The sequence below is a fragment of the Mycolicibacterium sp. TUM20985 genome (assembly GCF_030295745.1).
Classification (GTDB): Bacteria; Actinomycetota; Actinomycetes; order Mycobacteriales; family Mycobacteriaceae; genus Mycobacterium.
Genome location: NZ_AP027291.1, coordinates 650414 through 673009 on the forward strand (window position 1 = coordinate 650414; position 22596 = coordinate 673009).

At 68.8% G+C, this 22596-nt stretch carries 24 protein-coding genes; 9 read left to right on the top strand and 15 right to left on the bottom strand.

The features are described from left to right. Window positions 1-10 precede the first annotated feature (10 nt). From disA to QUE68_RS03110, 3 genes are read right to left on the bottom strand one after another with little or no spacing between them, the layout of a single operon-like run. Window positions 11-1129 carry a DNA integrity scanning diadenylate cyclase DisA gene (disA, locus tag QUE68_RS03100; RefSeq protein WP_284230624.1) on the bottom strand — a complete coding sequence of 373 codons (1119 nt, stop codon included), beginning with the start codon at window positions 1127-1129 and terminating at the stop codon, window positions 11-13. Beyond that, a complete protein-coding gene (gene radA, locus QUE68_RS03105) occupies window positions 1120-2529 on the bottom strand; it encodes a DNA repair protein RadA (RefSeq protein WP_284224471.1) in 1410 nt (469 codons plus the stop codon). Before radA ends, disA begins: the two co-directional genes overlap by 10 nt. 45 nt (window positions 2530-2574) lie before the next feature. Beyond that, entirely contained in the window at window positions 2575-3168 is a 594-nt protein-coding gene (locus tag QUE68_RS03110; RefSeq protein WP_284224472.1) for a hypothetical protein, read from the bottom strand. Window positions 3169-3474: 306 nt separating this feature from the next. Between QUE68_RS03110 and carD the strand changes: the two genes are divergently transcribed. From carD to rlmB, 4 genes are all read left to right on the top strand, one after another. Continuing rightward, entirely contained in the window at window positions 3475-3963 is a 489-nt protein-coding gene (gene carD / locus QUE68_RS03115; RefSeq protein WP_284224473.1) for an RNA polymerase-binding transcription factor CarD, read from the top strand. Window positions 3964-4007: 44 nt separating this feature from the next. Then, complete coding sequence (gene ispF, locus QUE68_RS03120) at window positions 4008-4523, top strand: 2-C-methyl-D-erythritol 2,4-cyclodiphosphate synthase (protein ID WP_284224474.1); 516 nt, start codon at window positions 4008-4010, stop codon at window positions 4521-4523. Window positions 4524-4585: 62 nt separating this feature from the next. After that, window positions 4586-5983, top strand: coding sequence for a cysteine--tRNA ligase (gene cysS, locus QUE68_RS03125; RefSeq protein ID WP_286275730.1), 1398 nt, complete (start codon window positions 4586-4588; stop codon window positions 5981-5983). Between the two features lie 2 nt (window positions 5984-5985). Continuing rightward, window positions 5986-6924 carry a 23S rRNA (guanosine(2251)-2'-O)-methyltransferase RlmB gene (gene rlmB / locus QUE68_RS03130; RefSeq protein ID WP_284224476.1) on the top strand — a complete coding sequence of 313 codons (939 nt, stop codon included), beginning with the start codon at window positions 5986-5988 and terminating at the stop codon, window positions 6922-6924. A gap of 82 nt (window positions 6925-7006) precedes the next feature. Here rlmB and QUE68_RS03135 read toward each other — a convergent pair whose 3' ends face one another. Genes QUE68_RS03135 through bluB form a run of 4 tightly spaced genes read right to left on the bottom strand, consistent with a single transcriptional unit; the run spans window position 7007 to window position 10600 of the window. Next, entirely contained in the window at window positions 7007-8245 is a 1239-nt protein-coding gene (locus QUE68_RS03135; RefSeq protein WP_286275732.1) for an SLC13 family permease, read from the bottom strand. Continuing rightward, window positions 8242-9162, bottom strand: a complete 921-nt coding sequence (locus QUE68_RS03140) for an MBL fold metallo-hydrolase (RefSeq protein WP_284224478.1) — start codon at window positions 9160-9162, stop codon at window positions 8242-8244. Before QUE68_RS03140 ends, QUE68_RS03135 begins: the two co-directional genes overlap by 4 nt. Next, window positions 9162-9926: a LamB/YcsF family protein gene (locus QUE68_RS03145; protein WP_284224479.1), complete on the bottom strand. Its 765-nt coding sequence runs from the start codon at window positions 9924-9926 to the stop codon at window positions 9162-9164. Before QUE68_RS03145 ends, QUE68_RS03140 begins: the two co-directional genes overlap by 1 nt. Beyond that, window positions 9914-10600 (bottom strand): 5,6-dimethylbenzimidazole synthase, encoded by a 687-nt coding sequence (gene bluB, locus QUE68_RS03150; protein ID WP_454786210.1) that lies wholly within the window; start codon window positions 10598-10600, stop codon window positions 9914-9916. The genes QUE68_RS03145 and bluB overlap by 13 nt, the downstream gene beginning before the upstream one ends. An 18-nt stretch (window positions 10601-10618) precedes the next feature. Here bluB and QUE68_RS03155 point away from each other — a divergent pair, with 18 nt between their 5' ends. After that, entirely contained in the window at window positions 10619-11440 is an 822-nt protein-coding gene (locus QUE68_RS03155) for a sulfurtransferase (RefSeq protein ID WP_284224480.1), read from the top strand. Here the strand turns inward: QUE68_RS03155 and QUE68_RS03160 are convergent. From QUE68_RS03160 to QUE68_RS03170, 3 genes are read right to left on the bottom strand one after another with little or no spacing between them, the layout of a single operon-like run. Continuing rightward, window positions 11427-12287, bottom strand: coding sequence for a metal ABC transporter permease (locus QUE68_RS03160; RefSeq protein WP_284224481.1), 861 nt, complete (start codon window positions 12285-12287; stop codon window positions 11427-11429). The genes QUE68_RS03155 and QUE68_RS03160 overlap by 14 nt on opposite strands. Next, window positions 12280-13086, bottom strand: a complete 807-nt coding sequence (locus tag QUE68_RS03165) for a metal ABC transporter ATP-binding protein (RefSeq protein WP_286275145.1) — start codon at window positions 13084-13086, stop codon at window positions 12280-12282. Before QUE68_RS03165 ends, QUE68_RS03160 begins: the two co-directional genes overlap by 8 nt. Before the next feature lie 9 nt (window positions 13087-13095). Continuing rightward, a complete protein-coding gene (locus QUE68_RS03170; protein ID WP_284224483.1) occupies window positions 13096-14019 on the bottom strand; it encodes a metal ABC transporter solute-binding protein, Zn/Mn family in 924 nt (307 codons plus the stop codon). A 252-nt stretch (window positions 14020-14271) separates the two neighbouring features. On the opposite strand from QUE68_RS03170, the gene QUE68_RS03175 reads away from it, so the two are divergent. Both QUE68_RS03175 and QUE68_RS03180 read left to right on the top strand, forming a co-directional pair. Beyond that, window positions 14272-14478 carry a hypothetical protein gene (locus QUE68_RS03175; RefSeq protein ID WP_284224484.1) on the top strand — a complete coding sequence of 69 codons (207 nt, stop codon included), beginning with the start codon at window positions 14272-14274 and terminating at the stop codon, window positions 14476-14478. Between the two features lie 22 nt (window positions 14479-14500). Then, window positions 14501-15601, top strand: coding sequence for a LacI family DNA-binding transcriptional regulator (locus QUE68_RS03180; RefSeq protein WP_284224485.1), 1101 nt, complete (start codon window positions 14501-14503; stop codon window positions 15599-15601). Between the two features lie 58 nt (window positions 15602-15659). Here QUE68_RS03180 and otsB read toward each other — a convergent pair whose 3' ends face one another. Both otsB and kstR read right to left on the bottom strand, forming a co-directional pair. Further along, window positions 15660-16415: a trehalose-phosphatase gene (gene otsB, locus QUE68_RS03185; protein WP_284224486.1), complete on the bottom strand. Its 756-nt coding sequence runs from the start codon at window positions 16413-16415 to the stop codon at window positions 15660-15662. 30 nt (window positions 16416-16445) lie between these two features. Further along, window positions 16446-17132, bottom strand: a complete 687-nt coding sequence (gene kstR, locus QUE68_RS03190) for a cholesterol catabolism transcriptional regulator KstR (RefSeq protein WP_284224487.1) — start codon at window positions 17130-17132, stop codon at window positions 16446-16448. A 199-nt stretch (window positions 17133-17331) separates the two neighbouring features. On the opposite strand from kstR, the gene QUE68_RS03195 reads away from it, so the two are divergent. Next, the gene (locus QUE68_RS03195; RefSeq protein WP_286275146.1) at window positions 17332-19467 is read left to right on the top strand and encodes an acyl-CoA dehydrogenase; all 2136 of its coding nucleotides are present in this window, start codon (window positions 17332-17334) and stop codon (window positions 19465-19467) included. Here QUE68_RS03195 and msrB read toward each other — a convergent pair. Continuing rightward, entirely contained in the window at window positions 19464-19973 is a 510-nt protein-coding gene (gene msrB / locus QUE68_RS03200) for a peptide-methionine (R)-S-oxide reductase MsrB (protein WP_284232518.1), read from the bottom strand. The two genes, QUE68_RS03195 and msrB, sit on opposite strands and share 4 nt — an antisense overlap. A 113-nt stretch (window positions 19974-20086) precedes the next feature. Between msrB and msrA the strand changes: the two genes are divergently transcribed. Further along, window positions 20087-20833, top strand: coding sequence for a peptide-methionine (S)-S-oxide reductase MsrA (msrA, locus tag QUE68_RS03205; RefSeq protein ID WP_284224490.1), 747 nt, complete (start codon window positions 20087-20089; stop codon window positions 20831-20833). A gap of 27 nt (window positions 20834-20860) precedes the next feature. Here the strand turns inward: msrA and QUE68_RS03210 are convergent, their stop codons facing one another. Further along, window positions 20861-21409: a hypothetical protein gene (locus QUE68_RS03210; RefSeq protein ID WP_284224491.1), complete on the bottom strand. Its 549-nt coding sequence runs from the start codon at window positions 21407-21409 to the stop codon at window positions 20861-20863. Between the two features lie 42 nt (window positions 21410-21451). Beyond that, the gene (locus QUE68_RS03215; protein WP_284224492.1) at window positions 21452-22510 is read right to left on the bottom strand and encodes a ferredoxin--NADP reductase; all 1059 of its coding nucleotides are present in this window, start codon (window positions 22508-22510) and stop codon (window positions 21452-21454) included. Between the last annotated feature and the right edge of the window lie 86 nt (window positions 22511-22596).

The window sequence follows — 22596 nt, forward strand, 5'->3', positions numbered from 1 at the left end:
GCCGACTCGGTCAGGCCAACTGGTCGGCGATCGTCGACTCGGCGAGCTGGGACAGCCCCTCGCGGATGTGCCTGGCCCACATCGAGCCGATCCCGTCCACGGACTGCAGATCGTTGGCGCTGGCAGCAAGGACACCCTGAAGCGAGCCGAAGGAACGGACCAAGAGGTCGACGTGCGCGAACTGGAGCCTCGGGATGCCGGCCATCGCGCGGTAGCCGCGGGAACTCATGGCGGAGTCCTGCGCCTCGAGCGTCGACGGATAGCCGAAAACCCTTGCCAGAGCGGTGAAGTCGAGTAGCTCGTTATCGCTGAGGGTATCGAGTTCGTCGAGCGTGGCCACCACCTGCGCCGTGGACGGTGGATCCGGCGCGGCATGGTAGTCGCGCGCGATCAGTTCGCGGGCGGTGTCGTTGTCACCGACCAGCTCCTCGAGCTGCAATTTCAGCTGGCGCCCGTTGGTCCCCAGTTCGACGACGTCGGCATCGATCTCGAGGCTGATGCGGCGCACCATCTCCAGCCGCTGTGCCACGGTCATCACGTCGCGCAACGTGACGAAGTCCTCGATCTCGGCCGTCGAGAGCTGACGGTTGACCTCGTCGAGCCGCGCCTTGTAGCGCTCCAGCGTCGCAATCGTCTGGTTGGCGCGCGAGAGGATGGTCGCCGAATCGGGGACGACGTGCCGCTCACCCTCGACGTACACCGTCACGATGCTCATCGAATGGCTAACGGAGACAACGGGATAACCAGTCTGTACGGCGGTGCGCTCGGCGGACCGGTGCCGCGTGCCCGACTCTTCGGTGGGGATCGACGGGTCGGGCACCAGCTGGACGTTGGCGCGCAGGATGCGGGTGCCGTCGCTGGACAACACGACGGCGCCGTCCATCTTGGACAGCTCGCGCAGCCGGGTGGGTGCGTAGGCGACGTCGAGGGCGAAGCCGCCGTCGCAGATCGCCTCGACCGAGTCGTCGTACCCGAGGACGATGAGAGCGCCGGTGCGGCCACGCAGAATGCGTTCCAGCCCGTCCCGGAGTGCGGTTCCCGGCGCGAGCTGACCGAGGGTCTCCCGCAGCGTCGGTCGAGCGAGTTGCACGACGTTGCCGCGCGTTGTCCTGGCAGCCTTCACGGCGATCGACCCTTCCTGCTCCGGCCGCCATTGTCCGCGATGGTCCGCAGAACCCGCAATGCCCCCGAGATGTCGTCGGCCGGCATGACGGTCAGACCGGCGGGAACGTCCTTGCAACCGGGCGGCACGATGGCAGTGCTGAACCCGAGGCGGGCCGCTTCGGCGAGGCGCCGGTCCATGCCCGTCACGCGGCGGAGGTCGCCCGCGAGGCCGACCTCGCCGATGGCCACCACCGTCGTCGGCATCGGGATGTCGGAGTAGGACGAGGCGATCGCCAACGCGACCGCCAGATCCGAGGACGGATCCGTGAGCCGCATCCCGCCGACCGTCGACAGGTAGATGTCGTTCTGACCGACGTTCAGCTTGGCGCGCTTCTCCAGGACCGCGGTGATCATCGCCGCCCGCGCGGAGTCGATACCGCTGACCGCGCGACGCGGATTGCCCGCGGAGGCCGAGCCGATCAGGGCCTGCACCTCGCCGATGAGCGGCCGTTTGCCGTCGAGTGTCACCGTCACCGAGGTGCCGGATACCGGTTGCGGCCGCTGGTCCAGGAATAGACCCGACGGATCGGCGACGCATTCGATTCCATTGTCGTGCAACAGGAAACAGCCAACCTCGTCGGCAGCGCCAAAGCGGTTCTTCACGCCGCGCACCATTCGCAGGGCCGATGTCCGGTCACCCTCGAAGTGCAGCACGACGTCGACGAGGTGCTCGAGGGAACGCGGTCCCGCGATGGCGCCATCCTTGGTCACGTGGCCGACGAGGATGATCGCCACGCCGGTGGTCTTCGCCGCCATCGTCAGGGCCGTGGTCACGGCGCGGACCTGGGTGACGCCGCCAGGGACGCCGTCGGCCTCGGTGGTCGACATGGTCTGCACGGAGTCGACGACGATCAGGGTCGGCCGGACTTGTTCGATGTGGCCGAGCGCGGTCTGCAGATCTGACTCGGCGGCGAGGAAGACCTCGTCGTGGGTGCAGCCGGTGCGTTCGGCCCTCATCCGGATCTGGCCCGCGGACTCCTCGCCGGAGAGGTACAGCGCCCGACGCCCGGTCATCGCCCACCGGTGCACGACCTCCAGCAGCAGCGTCGACTTGCCGACCCCAGGATCACCGGCCAGCAGCGTCACCGAGCCCGGCACGAGGCCCCCACCGAGAACGCGGTCGAGTTCACTGACTCCGGTGCCGAAGTGCTTGGTGGATCCCAGGTCGATCGAACTGATCGGCACGGCGGGTGAGCTGGGTGCGACGGCACGCGATCCCGAACCCGCGATCGGGGTCAGGACCGCGATCTCATCGACCGTGCCCCAACTGCCGCAATCCGGGCATCGACCAACCCACTTGGCGGTGACGTGTTGGCACTCCGAACAGCGGTGTTGGGACCGTGCCTTCGAACTCACCTTCGCCACGTGCTGACGGTATCCGTCGGCACCGACAGAACGTCGGCGTCGGAGCTAGCCGCCGTTCGTGTCGGTTTCGCCGCTCGCCTGGGCCGGGGCCTCGCGGCGGGGTGCCTCGCCCGCGGAGATCGGCACGACGAGCTCCTTCTGGCCCGAACGCTCGAACGTGAAGGTGAACGGGTAGTTGAGCCCGTTGCTGATCGGTTGGGTCAACTGGACCGAGGCCTGCGCGGTCTCGGCTGCCTCGGTGGCGTCCAGCGGGCTCGGCGTACCGTCGGGCGTCCCGACCACCAGGGTCCCGCCGGCGGGCACCTGGAGGTCGCCGGTCAGGCGCACGGTGCCGATGCCGGAGGTGATCGAGACCAGGCGATCACCGGTCTCGGTTGACTCGTTGACCGCGACGAACAACAGCTCGACGTCACCGCCGGGGCGCACGTAGTCGGAGGTCTGATCGACGCGCAGGTGGACGTTGCGCAGCGCAATCCCACTGGAGGAGTCGCCCACCCAGGCGAGGGTGCCGTTGACCGCAGGCTGCTGACTGGCCGTCTGCGAGATCTGGCCGGCGCTGCAACCGGACAGGGTGAGGACCGCGGCCGCGCCAAGAGCGGCCAGTGCGACGGCGGAAGACCGGGTTTTCAAGGGCGTCACTCTGGCCTCCTGCTCGGGCGACGGGACGGCCGTGAGGAACGTCCCGTGTGTCGACTATGCAGAGTAGTAGGTGGTGGTGACGGGTGGAAGTCGAGGGTTGACCCGGGGCGCGAGATCGCTGGCGAGGTGCGGTCTTCGGCACCTCGCGATCAGTCGGCGCGGGTTTGCCGAACTGGGTGGTTGTTGCATGGATTCTTTACGGTGTCAACCCCTAGTCTTCACCTGCCGTGCCCCTGACCTGCATAGTTGCGCAACGCGTGTCTTAGCCCCGTGCTAACATTGGTTTGTGAAAGGGGCTCGAATCTGATGATTTTCAAGGTCGGAGACACCGTTGTCTATCCACATCACGGTGCTGCATTGATCGAGGCGATCGAAACCCGGACCATCAAGGGCGAGCAGCGAGAGTATCTCGTCCTCAAGGTCGCTCAGGGCGATCTCACCGTTCGAGTTCCCGCCGACAACGCGGAGTACGTCGGCGTTCGTGACGTGGTGGGTCAGGAGGGTCTCGACAAGGTCTTCCAGGTCTTGCGTGCTCCCCACACCGAGGAGCCGACCAACTGGTCGCGCCGCTACAAGGCGAACCTCGAGAAGCTGGCCTCCGGTGACGTGAACAAGGTCGCCGAGGTCGTTCGCGATCTGTGGCGTCGTGATCAGGAGCGCGGGCTGTCCGCGGGCGAGAAGCGCATGCTGGCCAAGGCGCGGCAGATTCTGGTTGGTGAGCTGGCTCTGGCCGAGAACACCGATGAGGAAAAGGCCGAGAGCATGCTCGACGAAGTTCTGGCCGCCGCTTCCTGACGTCCTCGGGCGCGTCCGTTGGACGGTAGTGAAACGGCGTGCGGATGACGATGAACTTTAGGGTTGGTCTCGGCACCGACGTACACCCGATCGAAGCTGGTCGGCCGTGCTGGTTGCTGTGCCTGTCATTCGATGATGCCGACGGTTGTGCGGGGCATTCCGATGGAGACGTTGCCGCGCATGCTCTTTGCGATGCGCTGCTGAGCGCTGCCGGACTCGGCGACCTCGGCAGTGTGTTCGGGACCGCCCGCGCCGAGTGGCGAGGCGTCAGTGGATCGGACATGCTGCGCCACGTGCGGGGCCTCCTGCGGACCAACGGTTTCCGCGTGGGCAACGCGGTCGTCCAGGTGATCGGCAACGAGCCGAGGGTCGGACCACGTCGCGACGAAGCGCAGCAGTTGCTGTCCGAACTCCTGGGTGGTCCGGTATCGGTATCGGCGACCACCACCGACGGGCTCGGTCTCACCGGCCGCGGGGAAGGCCTGGCGGCGATTGCGACCGCTCTGGTAGTTGCCGACGAGCGCTCGCGCGAGCAGCAGGCAACCGGGGTTGACGATTGACGCCTGACGGGCCGGTAAGCTGGCCCGTCGTGACCGTTCCGCCCCTGCGACTCCACGACACCATGACGGGTGTGGTGCGTGACTTCGTCCCGTTGCGCGACGGCCATGCCTCGATCTACCTGTGTGGCGCCACGGTCCAGGGCTTGCCCCACATCGGCCACGTCCGCAGTGGTGTCGCGTTCGACGTGCTGCGTCGCTGGCTGACCGCGAAGGGCTTCGACGTCGCCTTCATCCGCAACGTCACCGACATCGACGACAAGATCCTCAACAAGGCTGCCGACGCCGGCCGGCCGTGGTGGGAGTGGGCCGCCACCTACGAGCGCGCGTTCACCGCGGCGTACGACGCGCTGGGCGTGCTGCCGCCGTCGGCCGAGCCGCGGGCCACCGGACACATCACGCAGATGGTCGAGCTGATCGAGCGCCTCCTCGCCGAGGGGCACGCCTATACCGGTGACGGCGACGTGTACTTCAACGTCTTGAGCTTCCGCGACTACGGCAAACTGTCCGGCCACCGCATCGACGACGTGCACCAGGGCGAGGGCGTCGCGACGGGTAAGCGCGACCCGCGCGACTTCACGCTGTGGAAGGGCGCCAAGCCGGGCGAGCCGTCGTGGCCGACGCCGTGGGGCCGCGGCCGCCCCGGCTGGCATACCGAGTGCGTCGCGATGTGCGAGACGTATCTCGGCCCGGCGTTCGACATTCACGCCGGCGGAATGGACCTGGTGTTCCCGCACCACGAGAACGAGATCGCCCAGGCGCGTGCCGCGGGTGACGACTTCGCCCAGTACTGGATGCACAACGGCTGGGTCACCATGGGTGGCGAGAAGATGAGCAAGTCGCTGGGCAACGTGCTTGCGATCCCGGCCGTGCTCCAGCGTGTCCGACCCGCGGAACTGCGCTACTACCTAGGCAGCGCGCACTACCGGTCGATGTTGGAGTTCTCCGAGAACGCTCTTCAGGATGCGGTCAAGGCCTACACCGGTGTCGAGGAGTTCCTGCACCGGGTGCGTAGTCGCGTGGGAACGATCGTGCCCGGTGACTGGACCGTGAAGTTCGGCGCCGCGCTCGACGACGATCTGGCCGTGCCCGCGGCGCTGGCCGAGGTGCACGCCGCGCGCGCCGAGGGCAACCGCGCCCTCGACGCGGGCGATCACGACATGGCGATGACCCACGCGAGGTCCATCAGGGCGATGATGGGCATCCTCGGCTGCGATCCGCTCGACGAGCGTTGGGAGTCGCGCGACGAGACGTCGGCTGCCCTCGCTGCGATCGACGAACTGGTCCAGTGGGCGCTGGCGGGTCGCGCTGCGGCCCGCGAACAACGAGACTGGGCGCAGGCCGACGAAATCCGCGACCGGCTCAAGGCGGCCGGCATCGACGTCACCGACACCGCCGACGGGCCGCAGTGGGCGCTTCTGGACGCAGACGGCAAGTCGGGTTCGCCCGACAGAGGGGCATAGCAATGGCAGGCAATTCCCAGCGGCGCGGAGCGGTGCGCAAGGCAGGCACGAAGAAGGGTCCGACCATCGGCTCGGGCGGCGTGCGTCGTCGCGGGCTGGAGGCCAAGGGCGCCACCCCGCCCGCCAGCGCCCGGCCACACCACCCCGCGGGCAAGCGGGCCGCGACGGCCGCCCGCAAGGACCAGGGGCGCCACAAGAAGACCGACGAGACCGAGGTCGTCCTCGGGCGCAACCCCGTGTTGGAGTGCCTGCGTGCGGGGGTGCCCGCCACCGCGCTGTGGGTGGTCCTCGGAACCGAGTCCGACGAACGGCTCACGGAGTCGGTGCAGCGGGCGGCCGACAAGGGCATCGCGATCCTCGAGGTGCAGAAGCACGATCTCGACCGCATCAGCTCGAACGGGCTGCATCAGGGCATCGCTCTGCAGGTGCCGCCCTACGACTACGCGCACCCCGACGACCTCCTGCGGGCGGCGACCGCGGATGCCACGCCCGCCCTCCTGGTGGCATTGGACAACATCTCCGACCCCCGCAACCTGGGCGCCATCGTCCGATCGGTCGCGGCGTTCGGTGGCCACGGCGTCCTGATCCCGCAGCGCCGTTCGGCGTCGGTGACCGCCGTTGCGTGGCGGACGAGTGCGGGCGCCGCGGCGCGGCTCCGCGTCGGGCGGGCGACGAATTTGACCAGGACGCTGAAGAGTTGGGCCGACGAGGGCCTTCTGGTGGTGGGTCTCGACGCCGACGGTGACACCCAACTCGACGAACTGGACTGCCGGGGACCGATGGTCGTCGTCGTCGGCTCGGAGGGCAAGGGTTTGTCACGGCTGGTGCGCGAGAACTGCGATGCCATCGTGTCGATCCCGATGGCCGGGCCGACCGAGTCGCTGAACGCGTCCGTCGCGGCGGGCGTGGTGCTGGCGGAGATCGCTAGGCAGCGGCGCTAGAGGCATCCACCGCCGGGTTTGGTGATAGGCGAGGAAGACGTTCAGCGCATCGAGCGCACGCAGGGACTGGGGTGAGGCCACGTCAGACCCCGATCAGCTGGATCGCCGCCCACAGACCGACGACCGCGACCCCGAGCGTGACCGGGACCGTAAGGAGCCCGACGCGACTGAACTCGAGGAAGCTCGCGGGGAGGCGTTCGCGCTGAACCACGCTGCGCCACAACAGGTTCGACAGTGACCCGGGATAGGTGAGGTTGGGTCCGACGTTGACCCCGATCAACACCGCGAGCACTGCGGCCGGTCCAATCCCCGCGACCAGCGGCAGCAGGACGAGCACGGCGGGCAGGTTGTTGACGACGTTGGACAGCAGCGCAGCGGCGACGGCGATGCCGAGCAGCGCGGGCAGCGTGGTGCCCGACGGCAGCACGTGGCGCATCGCGTCGTCGAGGCCGTGCGCCATCACCGCGGTCACCACGACGCCGAGGCACAGCACGAACGCCAGGAAGGGCACGTTGGCGGCCACCGTGATGCGTGACACCGTCGTGGTGCGGCGGATCAGCCCGCGCGCCCCGAGCACGACCGCACCCGCAAGCGCTGCCCAGGCCGGGGCGATGTCGAGAAGCGACGTCACGGCAAAACCGGCCAGGGTCAGGGCCAGCACGACGAGGACGAAGATCGGCAACTCCGCCGGCGGAGGAGTGACCGCGGCGGCGGGCTCCTCGCGCAGATCGCGACGGAAGAACCAGCGCAGCAGAACGTATTCCGCAGCGATCGCGAGGAGCCAGGGCAACGCCATCACGGCGCTGAAGTGAGCGAAGGTCAGACCCGCCGCACTGAAGGCGAGCAGGTTCGTCAGGTTGGACACCGGTAGCAGCAGGGACGCCGTGTTGGCCAGGTGCGCGGTGGCGTAGGCGTGGGGGCGCGACGGGATGCCGAGTGTGCGGGCCGTGGTCAGCACGACCGGGGTCAGCAGTACGACGGTCGCGTCGAGGCTGAGGACCGCGGTCGTCGTCGCGGCGATGGCGAAGACCGTCCCGAGGAGCCGCTGCGGTCTGCCCGTACTGCGGCGGGCCATGGCGACCCCGGCAGCGTGGAACAGACCTTCGTCGTCGCACAGTTTCGCCAACACCAGCACCGCGGCGAGGAATCCGACGACGGGCAGCAGTTCGGTGATCTCGGCCAGGGATTCGTCGAGCGTGACCACCCCGAGTGCGATGAGCAAGCCCGCCGCCGGCACGGCCGCCACGGCTTCCGGCCAGCCCCTCGGCCGGAACATGGCGAACGCCAGCACCACCGCCAGCGCGACGAGCGCTAGCGTCAGATCCACGGGTCAGCACGTTCCCAGAGTGTCGGAAGATGAAGGGGCACCTCATCTTCGGCTGCCAGCCCGGTCAGCATTCGCATCGATGCGTCGAGGTCGTCACCGGCGTAGGGCAGCGCGCGTAGCGGCTCGTGCAGCGGGCGGAAGAAGTCATCCCAGTGGATCAGCACGACTCGCCGTGCGCCGACCGTGCGCACCGCCTCGTTCCAGTAGTTGATCAGGTAGCGCTCGGGCTGCAAGCCCAGTTGTCCCACCCCGAGATAGACGACGTCGGCACGATACCCCCGAAGGGCACCGGGGACGAAGCCCGCACTTCCGATGACGAGCATCCGACGGTCCGACGCGCGATGGTGGATCAGCGTCGACCACGACTCTCCGCATCGGTAGGCCGACGCCTTGACGGGTGGTACGACCGGGCCGCCGATGACGCCGGGGAAGCGATCGGGTGGGCAGTGGTCACCGACGACGAGCGTGACGTCGAAGGCGCCCAACGACACTGGTTCCCCGGGGGTGACGACGACGAGCCGGTCGTCGGATAGACCGGCGCCACGGCCGAGGTGGGCGGCCGACGTACCGCCGACCAGCTTCGCGCCCGTCCGCTGGGCGACCACCGCCGAGTCCATCGCATGGTCGTAGTGGGTGTGGACGGGCAGGACGGCGTCGAGACGTTCGACGCCGAGACGGGTCAGGCATCCCTCGATACGGGGGAGCGACGGGACCAGCTTGCGCAAGCCGACGGTCGGCAGCGAGGGGCGGGTGAAGAAGCCGTCGGTCAGCACCGCCGAATCGCCATCGTCGATGAGCAGTGTGGTGACGCCCGCCCAGGTCACGGTGAGCGGGGACGACGGTGTGGCCGCCGGTTGGTCGAACCGACCGCGGTAGTCGGCGAGATCGGGCCGGCCGAGCTTGAGCCGCATCAGGTGAACGCCCGCAATGCGACGCCCTCCGCGGTGAGCCGATCGCGGACGGCGGTGGCGATCTGCACGGCACCCGGCGAATCTCCATGCACGCAAATGGATTCCACGGTGATCGGGATGGTGGATCCGTCGATGGCCGAAACGTTGCCGTGGCCGACCATCGACGCCACCCGGTCCGCGATCAGCTCGACGTCGTCGAGGACGGCACCGGGTTCGCGCCGTGACACGAGTCGCCCGTCGGGCTGGTAGGCCCGGTCGGCGAAGGCCTCCGGCACGGTCCGCAGGCCGTGGTGCTCGGCCGCGGCGAAGAATGCCGATCCGGCCAGGCCCAGCACCGGCAGGCGGGGATCCACGGCCCGCACCGCCCGGGCTACCGCAGCCGCCTGACCATGATCGGTGACGATCGTGTTGTACAGCGCCCCATGCGGTTTCACGTAGCTGACCAGCGATCCCGCCGCGGTGGCCAGCGCCTGCAGCGCACCGATCTGATACATCACGTCGGCCGCGAGGTCCTCGGGTGTCATGTCGATGTATCGCCTACCGAAGCCGGCGAGGTCGCGATAGCTCACCTGTGCTCCGATGCGAACCCCGCGTCGTGCTGCGGCCTCGCACACGCGCAGCAGGCCGGCCGGGTCGCCGGCGTGGAAGCCGCATGCGACGTTGGCACTGGTGACGACGTCGAGCATGGCGTCGTCGTCGCCGAGGCGCCACACCCCGAAGCCCTCACCGAGGTCGGCGTTGATGTCGACGGTCACGGCGGACACGTCGGCAAGCCTACGGTGGCGACGGGCGCATCCGACCAGCCGTTCTCCGAGACGAACTCGGCCAGCGGCCGGCCGACCGTCCACCGATCGATCTCGAGCACCGGGCGGTCGGGGAAGTCGGGCACCGGACCCAGGCACAGGATCGCCACCGGTTCGGCGTCGTCGGGCATGCCGAGCAAGGCACCGAGCCGAAGCGGATCGAAGATCGACACCCAGCCCATGCCCAGACCCTCCGCCCGCGCCGCCAGCCACAGATTCTGGATGGCACACGACACCGAGGCCAAATCCATCTGCGGCAGGGTCCGTCGACCGAAGACGTGGCGGCCTCGATCGTCACCGAGGGCGACGACGAACAGTTCGGCGCACTCGAGGATGCCCTCGACCTTCAGGCGGAGGAACTCGGCGGCGCGCGCTCCCAGGGCCTGCGCGGTCCGTTCGCGCTCGTCGGAGACCAGGCCGTGGATGCGCAGCCGCAGCCCGTGGTCGGTGATGCGGAGGAACCGCCAGGGCTGCATCAGTCCGACGCTCGGCGCGGCGTGTGCGGCCCGCAGCAGCCGGGTCAGGACGTCATCGGGCACCGTGGCGCCCGCCACGAAGCGCCGCATGTCGCGGCGTTCGTCGATGGCCCGGTACACCGCCCGCTTCTCGTCCGGGCTGAACGCGTGCTCGGTCACGGCGGTCAGCGTACGTTCATGGGCGTGCGCACCGAGGTACTGGTCACGGCAAGCGAACTGCGGCAGCTCATCTCGAGTTCGGAGCCGCCGGTGATCCTGGACGTTCGCTGGCAATTGACGCAGCCGGACGGCCGGGCCGCCTACGAGGCGGGCCACGTTCCCGGTGCGGTGTACGTGTCGCTGGAGGACGAGCTGACCGATCACGGCGTGCCGGGCCGGGGCAGGCACCCGTTGCCGTCGGGGACCGCGCTGCAGGCCGCGGCGCGGCGGTGGGGAGTGAATGCCGGGTGCGCGGTCGTGGTCTACGACGCCTGGAACCGGGCGGGCTCGGCCAGGGCCTGGTGGGTGCTCAAGGCGGCGGGTCTCGACGACGTGCGCATCCTGGACGGCGGTCTGGCCGCGTGGACGGGCCCCCTGGAGACCGGCGTGGTCATGCCCGACCCCGGCGACGTGACCACCGCCCACGACGACCTGTACGCGGGTGGCATGCCGACGTCGAGTGCCGATGACGCCGCCGGGTTGGGCCATCGGTTGGCCGACGCGCGGGCGCCGGAACGGTTTCGCGGGGAGGTCGAGCCCGTCGACCCCGTGGCCGGGCACGTTCCCGGCGCCGTCAACGTGCCGAGCACCTCGCTGCTCGCCGCCGACGGGACGTTCCTTGCCGCCGACGACCTCGGCATTGCGCTGGCCGGTGTCACCGGGGCGTACTGCGGGTCGGGTGTCACCGCCTCGGTGGTGGTGGCGGCCGCCGCAGTGACCGGCACCGACGTCGCCCTGTTTCCCGGGTCGTGGTCGCAGTGGTCTGGCGAACCCGCCCGTCCCGTCGCTATCGGCGACTGACGCGCCGGCCGCCGATCGCCCAGCACAGCAGGAAGATCGCGAACGAGATCGTCGTGACGAACACCGAGACCGGGACGCCTGGGGCCAGCGACAGCACGATGCCGCCGACGGCCGAGATCTCGGCGAAGACGACCGAGGCGACGATGGCCGCCCCGGGGGCCTTGAAGATGCGGGCCGCGGCGGCGGCCGGTGTGATCAGCAGTGACATCACCAGGAGGGCGCCGACGATCTGGACGCCCTGGGCGGCGGCGATCCCGACGAGGGCGGCGAAGACGATGCCGAGTGCGCGCACCGGCACCCCGCGCCCGGCCGCCACGTCCGGGTCGACGGTGGCGAAGAGCAGGGGCCGGTAGCTCACCGCCAGCACGGCCACGACGAGCACCGTGATCACGCTGAGCAGCGTGAGCCCGGAGTAGCCGACGCCGACGATTTGCCCCGTCAGCAGGGCGAAACTGGTTCCCGTTCGACCTGGATAGAGGTGGATGAACAGCACCGCGAGGCCGAGGCCGAAGGCCATCACGACGCCGATCGCCGAGTCGCGTTCGCGCGCGCGTTGGCCCAGGACGCCGAATAGTATTGCAGCCAAGGCACTTCCGACTAAGGCGCCGAGCCCGACGTTGAAGCCGGTGAGCAGCGCGAAGCTCGCCCCTGTCAGTGACAGCTCGCTGGATCCGTGGACCGCGAACGACATCTGCCGCATCACGATGAACGGCCCGATCAGCCCGGCGAGCAACGCCAGCAGCGCCGCGGCGATCAGCGCCTGCTGGACGAAGTCGCGCCGAAGCAGGTCTGCGGTGACGTCGAACGCGAACAGGTTGGCCAGCAGCTCGACCAAGCGGTCAGGCATGGTCGTGTCCGCTGGCATGGCCCGAGTGATCGTGTGGGTTCTCGCAGTGTTCGCCGACGACCACGTACTGTCCGCCGATCTTCACGACCGCGATGTCGGCCCGGTAGAGCTCCGAGAGCGTCTCCGACGTCATCACCTCGGCCACGGTGCCGACGCGGAAGCGACCGTCCACGAGGTAGAGCACGCGATCGACGTACGGGAGAACGGGATTCACCTCGTGCGTGACGAACAGCACGGCGGTGCCCGAATCCCGGCGTCGCTGGTCGATGAGCGCCGAGACGAGTCGAGCGTTGGCCGGGTCCAGGTTGAGCAGCGGTTCGTCGCACAGCAGCAGCGCCGGGTCGGTCGCCAGCGCCTGGGCGATGCGGACCCGTTGCAGCTCGCCGCCGGACATCACGCCGACCGGGACCTCGCCGAGGTGAATTCCGTTGACCTGCTCCAGGGCCCGGGTCACGACAGCGCGTCGGGCCGTCCGCTGGCGTGGGCCGGTGATGCCCCACCGGTGCCCGTCGTACCCGAGCCCGACCAGGTCACGTCCGCGCAGGGTCAGTCCGCCGTCCATCGAACGGTGTTGTGGCACATAGCCGATACCGCCCGACACCTCGGCGGTGCCCCCGCTGAGCGGGACCTGACCCAGCAGGACCTGCAGCAGGGAGGTCTTGCCCGTGCCACTGGGGCCGAGCACGGCGAGGAATTCGCCTGCGCGCACCGTGAGATCGAGGTGGTCCCACAGGACGCGTGCGCCGAAGGCGAGGCGGGCGCCGGAGAGTTCGACTACGGGCGAGTCGTCAGTCGCCACGAAGCGACCCTATCGCGTCACTGCCGGAGCGCGGTCCAGCTGGTCGGCCAGGTCCTGGACCGTCTTGCGCTGCCACTGCAGGTAGTCGAGGCCGTCCTGCAGCGTCTCGGTGACCATGACGAGGGGAACGCCTGCCGTGCCCGCGGCATTCTGGATCTGGTTCGTCACCGGTGACTCGGTCTGCTGGTTGACCACGACCGCCGACACCTGGCGGCCGTCGATCAGGTCCAGCATCGCCGCGACGTCGGCGGGCGAGGGATCGTCACCCTCTTCGGCGGCGTTGGCGAACGACTCCGGGGTGCGGTCGGTGATGCCGGCCCCGGCCAGCAGGTAGTGCGCCACGGGTTCGGTGGAGACGACGGCGGCACCGGGATGCTCGAGCCCGATTCCCCTCTCGGTTTCGGCGATGGCGTCGGTCGCGGTGCCGAAGGTGGCCGCATTCTTGCGGTAGGCATCCGCGTTCGCCGGGTCGTCGGTGGCGAGGTGGTCGGCGATGCTGGAGGCCACCGCCTTGGCCGTCGCGAGGTCGTAGAACACGTGCTCGTTCGCGGGCTGGCCGTCGGACTGAGCCGGCGTCAGGGAGTACGCGTTGACGGCGGTGACGCCCTGGTGCTCGAGCAGGATGTCGTCGGCCCACTGGTCGTAGTGGCCGCCGTTGTAAACGACCAGCGTCGCATCGGTGATCGCAGCGGCATCCGATGGTGTCGCCTCGTAGGAGTGCGGGTCGTCGGTGACACTGTCGAGGATCGAGCGCACGTCGGCGTGCTCACCTGCGACCGCCTTGGCGACGCTGCCCCACACGTCGGTGGTGGCGACCACCGTCGGGCGGCCCGACGGGTCCGGCGACGAGGCCGTTCCACAGGCTGCGACACCGAGACCGAGCAGGGTGAGAGTCAGTGCCAGTGCGGTGCGAACGGGGGCGCGAAGGGCCACGTCTCGATCTCCCTCATGTTAATGAAAACCATTTCCATTAGAGCGTAGGGCATCGGCTGGGGACGCGCAAAGCCCAGTGCCTGGACGCGCGGGGCGACACCAAGGGGTCGCGGAGCGCTGAACTCTAGGGGAATCCCCGATTCGCCCGGAGCTGGTTGAGGTTCATCATTGCTCGACGACGTCACGAGGGGGACGACGGCGCGGGGGGTTCCGAACCGTCTCCTGGCGTGTCCGAAGTCAAGGGTCCGGCCCATGGAGGTCCGGATTGCCAGGGCGGAGCTCGGGATGGTGTCGTCTGGGGGGTCGACGCCAGCCGCGGGGGAGGGCTCCATCGTTGCCTGGTCGGGGTCCGGCGAATCGTCGGACCCCGATCAGGCAGCCGACGACGGCGCGACGGGTGCAACCGGGCGGCTCATCGCCGGTGTGCGCCACGCGGACAGCGTCCTGACCGGCCGCTGATCGATCCGCTAGCGTCTGCACCATGTCCAGAGGTCCTACGCCACGTCGGCGGGCAACCCTGGCTTCACTGGCCGCCGAGCTCAAGGTGTCGCGGACCACGATCTCCAATGCCTACAACCGCCCGGACCAACTGTCGGCCGACCTTCGCGAACGCGTGCTGGCGACCGCCAAGCAACTGGGCTACGCCGGACCCGATCCGGTCGCCCGCTCGCTGCGCACCCGCCGTGCCGGCGCGGTCGGCTTGATGCTCACCGAGCCGCTGAACTACTCGTTCCGCGACCCTGCGGCACTCGACTTCGTCGCCGGCCTCGCCGAATCGTGTGAGGAGGTGGGCCAGGGTCTCCTCCTGGTCGCAGCCGGTCCGAATCGCAGTGTCAGCGACGGTACCGCCGCGGTCCTGTCGGCTGGCGTCGACGGATTCGTCGTCTACTCGGCGTCCGATGACGATCCCTATCTCCAGGTGGTCACGCAACGTGCGCTACCGATCGTCGTCGTCGACCAACCCCAGGACGTGCCGAACGCATCGCGGGTGTGCATCGACGACCGCGCCGCCATGCGCGGCGTCGCGGAGTACGTCATCGGGCTGGGGCACCGGGACATCGGGCTGCTCACGATGCGGCTGGGACGTGAGTGGCCGCACGGCGACGCCCCCGCCGCCGTCGCCGACCTGGATCGCACGCGTACCCCGCACTTCCACGTCCAGCGGGCGCGCATCCAAGGCGTGCGCGATGCAATGGAAGCTGCTGGGCTGCAGGGAAGTTCGTTGACGGTCGTGGAGAGCTACGAGCATCTGCCGACGTCGGGCGGCCGGGCGGCCGAACTGGCCCTCGAGGTCAATCCCCGGATCACGGCGCTGATGTGCAACACCGACGTACTCGCCCTCTCGGCGATGGATCATCTTCGCGCACATGGCATCTACGTCCCGGGGCAGGTCACCGTGACCGGCTTCGACGGTGTGCCGGACGCTCTCGCACGGGGCCTGACCACCGTCAAGCAGCCCAGCGTCGAGAAGGGCCGCCGCGCCGGTTACCTGTTGCACCGGCCGCCTCGTTCGGGCCTGCCCGTCATCGAGGTGCTGGAGACGGAGCTGGTGCGCGGCCGGACGTCCGGTCCTGCCGCCTAGTGTGCGTCCAGATCGTGAAAATGCTCCAGAACAGGCGAATTCGCGATCTCAGCGCACACTAGCGCCGTCGCTCCACCAGGTAGGCCAGCGTCTCGGCGACGTCTTCCGGGGACGCGACCCGGTAGCGCGCGAGCGTGTCACCCGCGCCGACCTTCACGCCCACGTCCGTGTCGAGCATCCGACGAAACGCCTTCTCGTCGGTGACGTCGTCACCAAGGAAGACCACCGCCGTGGCGTCAGTCTGTCGACGCAGGAGATCGACAGCCTCGCCCTTGTCGGTGGTTATCACGGCGAATTCCAAAACCCGCTTGCCCGACGTGATTTCGACACTCAATGCCTCACCGATCGCCTGCGCTGCGGCCAGCGCCGCAGCTCCGTCGGCTTCGGAGGCATTGCGCACGTGAAGCGCGACGCTGGCGGGCTTGGTCTCGACGGTGACCCCCGGCCGCCCGTGGGCGATCGCGGAAAGTTCGGCGGCGATCCTAGACAACAGCGCCTCGTCTACCTCGAGGGCGAAGCCGCTGTCGAATTCCGCGCCGTGGCTCCCGACCAGGTGCACGCTCGACGGCATCCCCGAGTACTCGCGCAACACCGCCAGCGCACGCCCCGACACCAGTGCGGCATGGGTGGACGGAAGCGCCGCCAACGCGATCACGGCCTCTGCCGCAGCAGCCAGCGGGCGCGCGTCGGCGGGATTGTCGACGATCGGGGCGAGGGTGCCGTCGAAGTCGGAGGCGACGAGCAGGCTACGTGTCGCGGCCGCCTCATCCAGCGCACGCACGAGGTCGGCAGGCAGATGTGTCGACTGGCTCACTCGACGAGCCTTTCACTCCGGCCCGCCGAATCAGATCTTGGGGTGTTCCCCGTCGCCGATCAGCAACCGGACCGCCAGATCCAGCCGCTTGCTGACGTCGGTCGCCGAGGCCCGGCGGGTTAGCCACGCCAGCAGGTTGGACAGCCACACGTCAGAGATCACGCGGGCGATGTGGAATTGGTCCTCGGTGGGCTCACCGTCGCTCATCGCGCGGGCGAACATCGAGTCCATCAACTTGCCGACGTGATCAACCTCACCCGCCGCGGAGGCGTCGGCGAACACGAAGGCCCTCGTCATGGCCTCGGTGAGCAGGGGGTTGCGCTGCATGGAGCGGTTCAGTTTGCCGACCATGATGTTCAGCCGCTGGTACGGCGTGCCGCCCGCCAGCGAGGCGCGGTCGGTCTTGGCGTCGATGCGTTCGAACTCGCGGCCCAGGGCGGACACCAGCAGGTGGACCTTCGAGGGAAAGTAGCGGTAGAGCGTGCCCACCGCGACGTCGGCGCGTTCGGCGACCGCACGCATCTGAACAGCCTCGTAGCCGCCCTTCGAGGCGATGGCGAGAGTGGCGTCGAGGATGCGCTTGCGTCGTTCGCGCTGCGCCTCGGAGCCGAGTTCGGACTCGGCGAGAACGGCCACGTTCATCACCTGGCGAGGGCCGGCGGTCGAATCTGACCCCGAACCTGAGCTTGTTGCTGCTGGCAGCGAAGAGCCGGACATGCGGCAGGCATCTCCTTCGTAGTACGCACTAGGGGAAAACGATACGCACGCGGATCAGGAATCTTCCACCTCCGTGCCCCCGGACAATCGACGTGTCCTGCTGTAATGGCAGTCGACTTGACGTTGGAACGCTGGCACCATTAGAACACGTTCTAGTGAGAAGCACGGCCTTCTCTCCCAGGTCAAGGAGGGCCCGACGATGGTGCATACCGGTTCCATACCCGCCACCGGCACGGAGGAACAATTTGCTGCGCGCGAGCTCGTCAGGAGTTGGGCCGCGTCGTCGGGCGCCATCACCGCGGTGCGCGCCGTCGAGCAGGGCGATCCCGAGGCATGGCGCAGCACGTATGACGGGCTGGCCCAACTCGGCATCTTCGGCGTGGCCGTACCCGAGGACCTCGGCGGCGCGGGCGGCAGCGTGGAAGACCTGTGCGTGATGGTCGACGAGGCCGCTGCGGCCCTGGTGCCCGGGCCCGTCGCGACCACGGCGCTGGCCTCGCTGGTGATCACCGACGAGAAATTGCTCGACGCGCTGACGTCCGGTCAGCGCACTGCGGGGGTGGCGCTGCGCTCCGACATCGTCTTCGACGGTGAAACGGCAACCGGCACGGCGAAGTTCGTCCTGGGTGGTCTGGTCGACGGCATCCTCGTCCTGCCTGCCGGCGATGCGTGGCTCTACGTGGACGCGACCGCCCCGGGGGTGACGGTCGAACGGTTGGAGGCCACCGACTTCTCGCGGCCGCTGGCTGCCGTCGAGCTGTCGGCGGCGCCCGCGACCAGGATCGACCTGCCGTCGCAACGGGTCGTGGACCTGACGGCGACGCTGCTGGCCGCCGAGGCCGCCGGGGTGGCGCGCTGGCTGCTCGACGCGGCCACCGAATATGCGAAGGTGCGCGAGCAGTTCGGCAAGCCGATCGGCAGCTTCCAGGCCGTCAAGCACATGTGCGCCGAGATGCTGCTGCGGTCCCAGCAGATCGCCGTGGCCGCAGCCGACGCCGCAGCCGCCGCGACCGAAGCCAACCCGGAGCAGTCGTCCATCGCCGCCGCGGTCGCCACCGCCATCGGTATCGACGCCGAGAAGGTCAACGCCCGCGACTGCATCCAGGTGCTGGGCGGTATCGGCATCACCTGGGAGCACGACGCGCACCTCTACCTGCGGCGCGCCTACGCCAACGCCCAGTTCCTCGGCGGCAGGTCTGCGTGGCTGAGGCGTTGCGCGCGGCTGACCCGCGACGGCGTCCGCCGTCAGCTCCACCTCGACGTCAGCGAGGGTGAGGACATTCGGGCCGAGGTCGCCGCGATCGCCGCCGGCATCGCCGCGCTTCCGGCGGAGAAGCGGCAGGCTGCCCTCGCAGAGGCGGGGCTGCTGGCACCGCACTGGCCCAAGCCGTACGGACGCGAGGCGTCGCCTGCCCAACAGTTGGTGATCGATCAGGAGCTCGAGGCAGCGGGCGTGGTGCGGCCCGACCTCTCCATCGGGTGGTGGGCGGCGCCCACCATCCTCGGCCAAGGGACCCCCGAGCAGATCGAGAAGTTCATTCCCGGCACGCTCGACGGTGGCGTGTACTGGTGCCAGCTGTTCAGTGAGCCCGGGGCCGGTTCTGACCTTGCAGCCTTGCGTACCAAGGCGATTCGTACCGAGGGCGGCTGGCTGCTCACGGGGCAGAAGGTGTGGACGTCGAATGCCCACCGCGCCGACTGGGGCATCTGCTTGGCGCGGACCAATCCCGACGTTCCCAAACACAAGGGCATCACGTACTTCCTGGTGGACATGCGTTCGCCGGGCATCGACATCCGTCCGCTGCGCGAGATCACCGGCGAAGCCCTCTTCAACGAGGTGTTCTTCGACGAGGTGTTCGTCCCCGACGAGATGGTGGTCGGTGCGGTCGACGGCGGGTGGCCGCTGGCCCGTACGACGCTGGCGAATGAGCGCGTGGCGATCGCCGCAGGCGGGGCGCTGGACAAGGGTATGGAGCACCTGCTCGAAGTCCTCGGCTCACGGGACGGGAACGGCGAGGTCGACTCCGCGGAGGTGGATCGACTCGGTGGGCTCATCGTCGCGGCTCAGGTCGGGGCGCTGCTCGACAAGCTCATCGCACAGATGGCCGTCGGCGGCCACGACCCCGGCGCGCCGTCGAGCGTCCGCAAGCTCATCGGCGTGCGATACCGGCAGAACCTCGCCGAGGCGATCATGGACTCCCAGGACGGGGCGGGCATCGTCGATTCACCCGACGTGCGCTACTTCCTGAACACCCGGTGCCTGTCGATCGCGGGCGGCACCGAGCAGATCCTGCTGAATCTCGTCGGCGAGCGGCTACTCGGGCTCCCGCGCTAGGCGGGGCCGGAAGCCGTCCTGAACGTGAGGGCGGCACCGTTCATGCAGTAGCGAAGGCCGGTCGGTTCCGGGCCGTCGTCGAAGACGTGACCGAGGTGCCCGCCGCAGCGGCGGCACCGCACCTCGGTGCGGCTCACACCGAGGGTGTCGTCGCGCTTCTCGATCACGGCGTCGTCGAGCGGCTGCCAGAAACTCGGCCAGCCGGTGCCGCTGTCGAACTTGGTGCTCGACGCGAAGAGATCCAATGCGCAACCCGCACAGGCGAACACACCCGAGCGGCGCTCGTCGTTCAGCGGGCTGGTGTACGGCGCCTCGGTGCCCGCGTTGCGCAGTACGTCGTACTGGTCGGAGGTCAGCAGCGTGCGCCACTCGGCATCGGAATGGCCCACCTCGAACACCTCCGTCGAGTCGCGGGGAGTGTCGGCCCCGGCAATGTCGCGCAGTGAGCCGCACCCCGCGAGGACGCCGACCATCGCGCCGGTCAACAGGAAGTGCCGCCGGTTCATCTCTGCAACGGTAGGCCGCTCGAGCTACCGGAACCGGTTCGCGAAGGCCCTCCGTCAGCCTCCGGTAACAACCGCGGCCCCCATACCGGTCCGCGGCGCAGGACACTGGACCCATGATGGTGAACCGCGCGAGGCTGACCCTGGGTGGTGCCCTCGTGGTGCTCGGCGTGGCTGGGGCGGGGTTCCTCGGCGTGCAGTCCGGGACCATCGCCAGCCCGGCCGTGCTCACCGGCATCGGCACGGCATCGACATTCGTCGTCCCCGCCCCCGACGTCGACGAACCGATGGCGGCACCCGGCACGCAGGAGACCGCCGTGCTCGCGGGCGGGTGCTTCTGGGGTGTTCAGGGTGTCTTCCAGCACGTCGACGGTGTCACTCAAGCGGTGTCCGGCTATGCGGGTGGGGAACAGGCCACGGCCGACTACGACACGGTCAGCACCGGCACCACCGGGCACGCCGAGTCGGTCCGGATCTCCTACGACCCGCAGAAGGTGACCTTCGGTCAGCTTCTGCGGATCTACTTCTCCGTCGTAGCGGACCCGACCCAGCTCGACCGGCAGGGGCCCGACGAGGGCACGCAGTACCGCTCGGCGATCTTCGCGCAGGACGCCACCCAGCAGCGCGTCGCGGACTCGTACATCTCGCAGCTCTCGTCGGCCGCGGTGTTCCCCGGTCCCATCGTCACCAAGGTCGAGCCGAACACCGGCTTCTTCCCCGCCGAGGCGTACCACCAGGATTACCTGAACTCGAACCCGTCGAGCATGTACATCGCGATGAACGACATGCCCAAGGTCGAGGCGCTTCAGCAGTTGTTCCCCGACGAGTACCGCGCTCAGCCGGTGCTCGTCGGCACCGACTAGGCACGGACTGGAAAAGCCTGGCGGCCGTCAGGCGTACGTGGTCTGGGCGCAGGCGGTCGGCGTGGTGAGGTTCACGCTGCCGTACACCACCTGAATGAACGCGCACACGATGTAGTCCGCGTCCGTCTTCGGCTGTCCGGTGGCCCAGTCGACCGTCCGGGTGTTGCCGTGCACCATGAACTTCTCGGGCGGGCCGCCACCGAAGTACACGGTGGGGAATTCGACGGGACCGATCGACTTCATCATCCGCGTGTTGGGCGCGTTGAAGTCCGAGTCGAGGTAGACCAGTCGGTTGGACGACCGCAGGGTGGTGTTCTGCCTCGCGTAGAAGTCGTTGGGGAACGGGATGAAGGCGCCGTCCGCGCCGCGCAGGTTCGCCGCCGTGTCGAAGTAGCACTGATTCTCCGCCTTCACGCAGGTGGCGGTGGTGTGCATCTCGAGGGTGGTGAGCCCGTCGATCGGGATCGAGCTGGTCGCGGTCTTCGTCGCGGCGCCCGACGGCGCCGTCGGCGTGACACAGGCGAGTGCCAGCAGGGTCGCCGCCACCGTCGCGAGAGTCGAGCCCAGCCGCGTCACGTTGCTCCTAGGAGATCGGTCCAGCGAATGTTAGCTCGCACGTCATTCGTCATAGGTGACTTCGACGAGATCCGACGCCGGCTTGGCCTGGCAGGCGAGGATCAGACCCTCGTCGAGGTCGGAGGCTTCCAGGACGTCGTTGACGTCCATGTCGACCTTGCCGCTCTTGACCAGCACTGCGCATGCGCCGCAATGACCTTCGCGACAGGAGAACGGCGCATCGAGACCCTTGTCGAGCATCACGTCGAGCAGCTTGGCGTGGCGCGGCCACCGGATCTCCTGGGTCGCACCGTCGAGGGTGACGACCGCCGTCGCCGGACCTTCGTCGCTCTCGTCCTCCTCGATGACCACGGCAGCAAACGGATCCGACGTCAACGACTTGAACACCTCGATGTGGACGCGCGCCGGTGCCGCACCCGCCGCCAGCAGCGCCGCCTCCGCCGCCGCCATGAACGGACCGGGCCCGCAGATGAACGCCTCCCGCTCGACGTACGGCCCGACCAGGTTGCCCAGCGCGGCCGTACTCGGCAGACCCTGCACGGTTTCGATCCAGTGCACGACCGTCAGGCGGTCGGGGTACCGCGCCGCCAGCTCGCGGAGACCGGCTGCGAAGATCACCGACTTCTCGTCGCGGTTGGCGTACACCAGGGATACCCGGCCGCTGCCCTCCGATAGCGCCGACTTCAGGATCGCCATCATCGGTGTGATGCCGCTGCCGGCGGCCAACAACAGGAAGTCGGTATCGAGTGTCCGAGGGACGAAGGTGCCCGACGGCGCCAGGACGTGCAGGCGCATGCCCGGGTGGGCGTTGTCGCACAGCCAGTTGGACGCGTAGCCGCCCGCCGTGCGCTTGACGGTGACGGTCAGCGCGTCATCGGTGAACGGCGAACTGCACAGGGAATAGCAGCGCGCCACCGAACCGGTTCGGTCGCTGGGCACCCGCAGCGTGAGGAACTGGCCGGGTTCGTGGCGCAGGCGCTCGGCGGGGATCTGAGCTCCGTCGGGCACCTCGAACACCAGCGATCGTGCATCGGCGGTTTCGTCGATGACGTCGGCCAGTTGCAGCTCGAGCACGTGGGTGCCGAGCGGCTCTTCCATCACGGTCGATCCTCCATCTGTCGATGACGCCGGTTGGGGCGCCTCACGGCCAAAACTAGAACACGTTTCAAAAACGTTCTTTCGCAGGT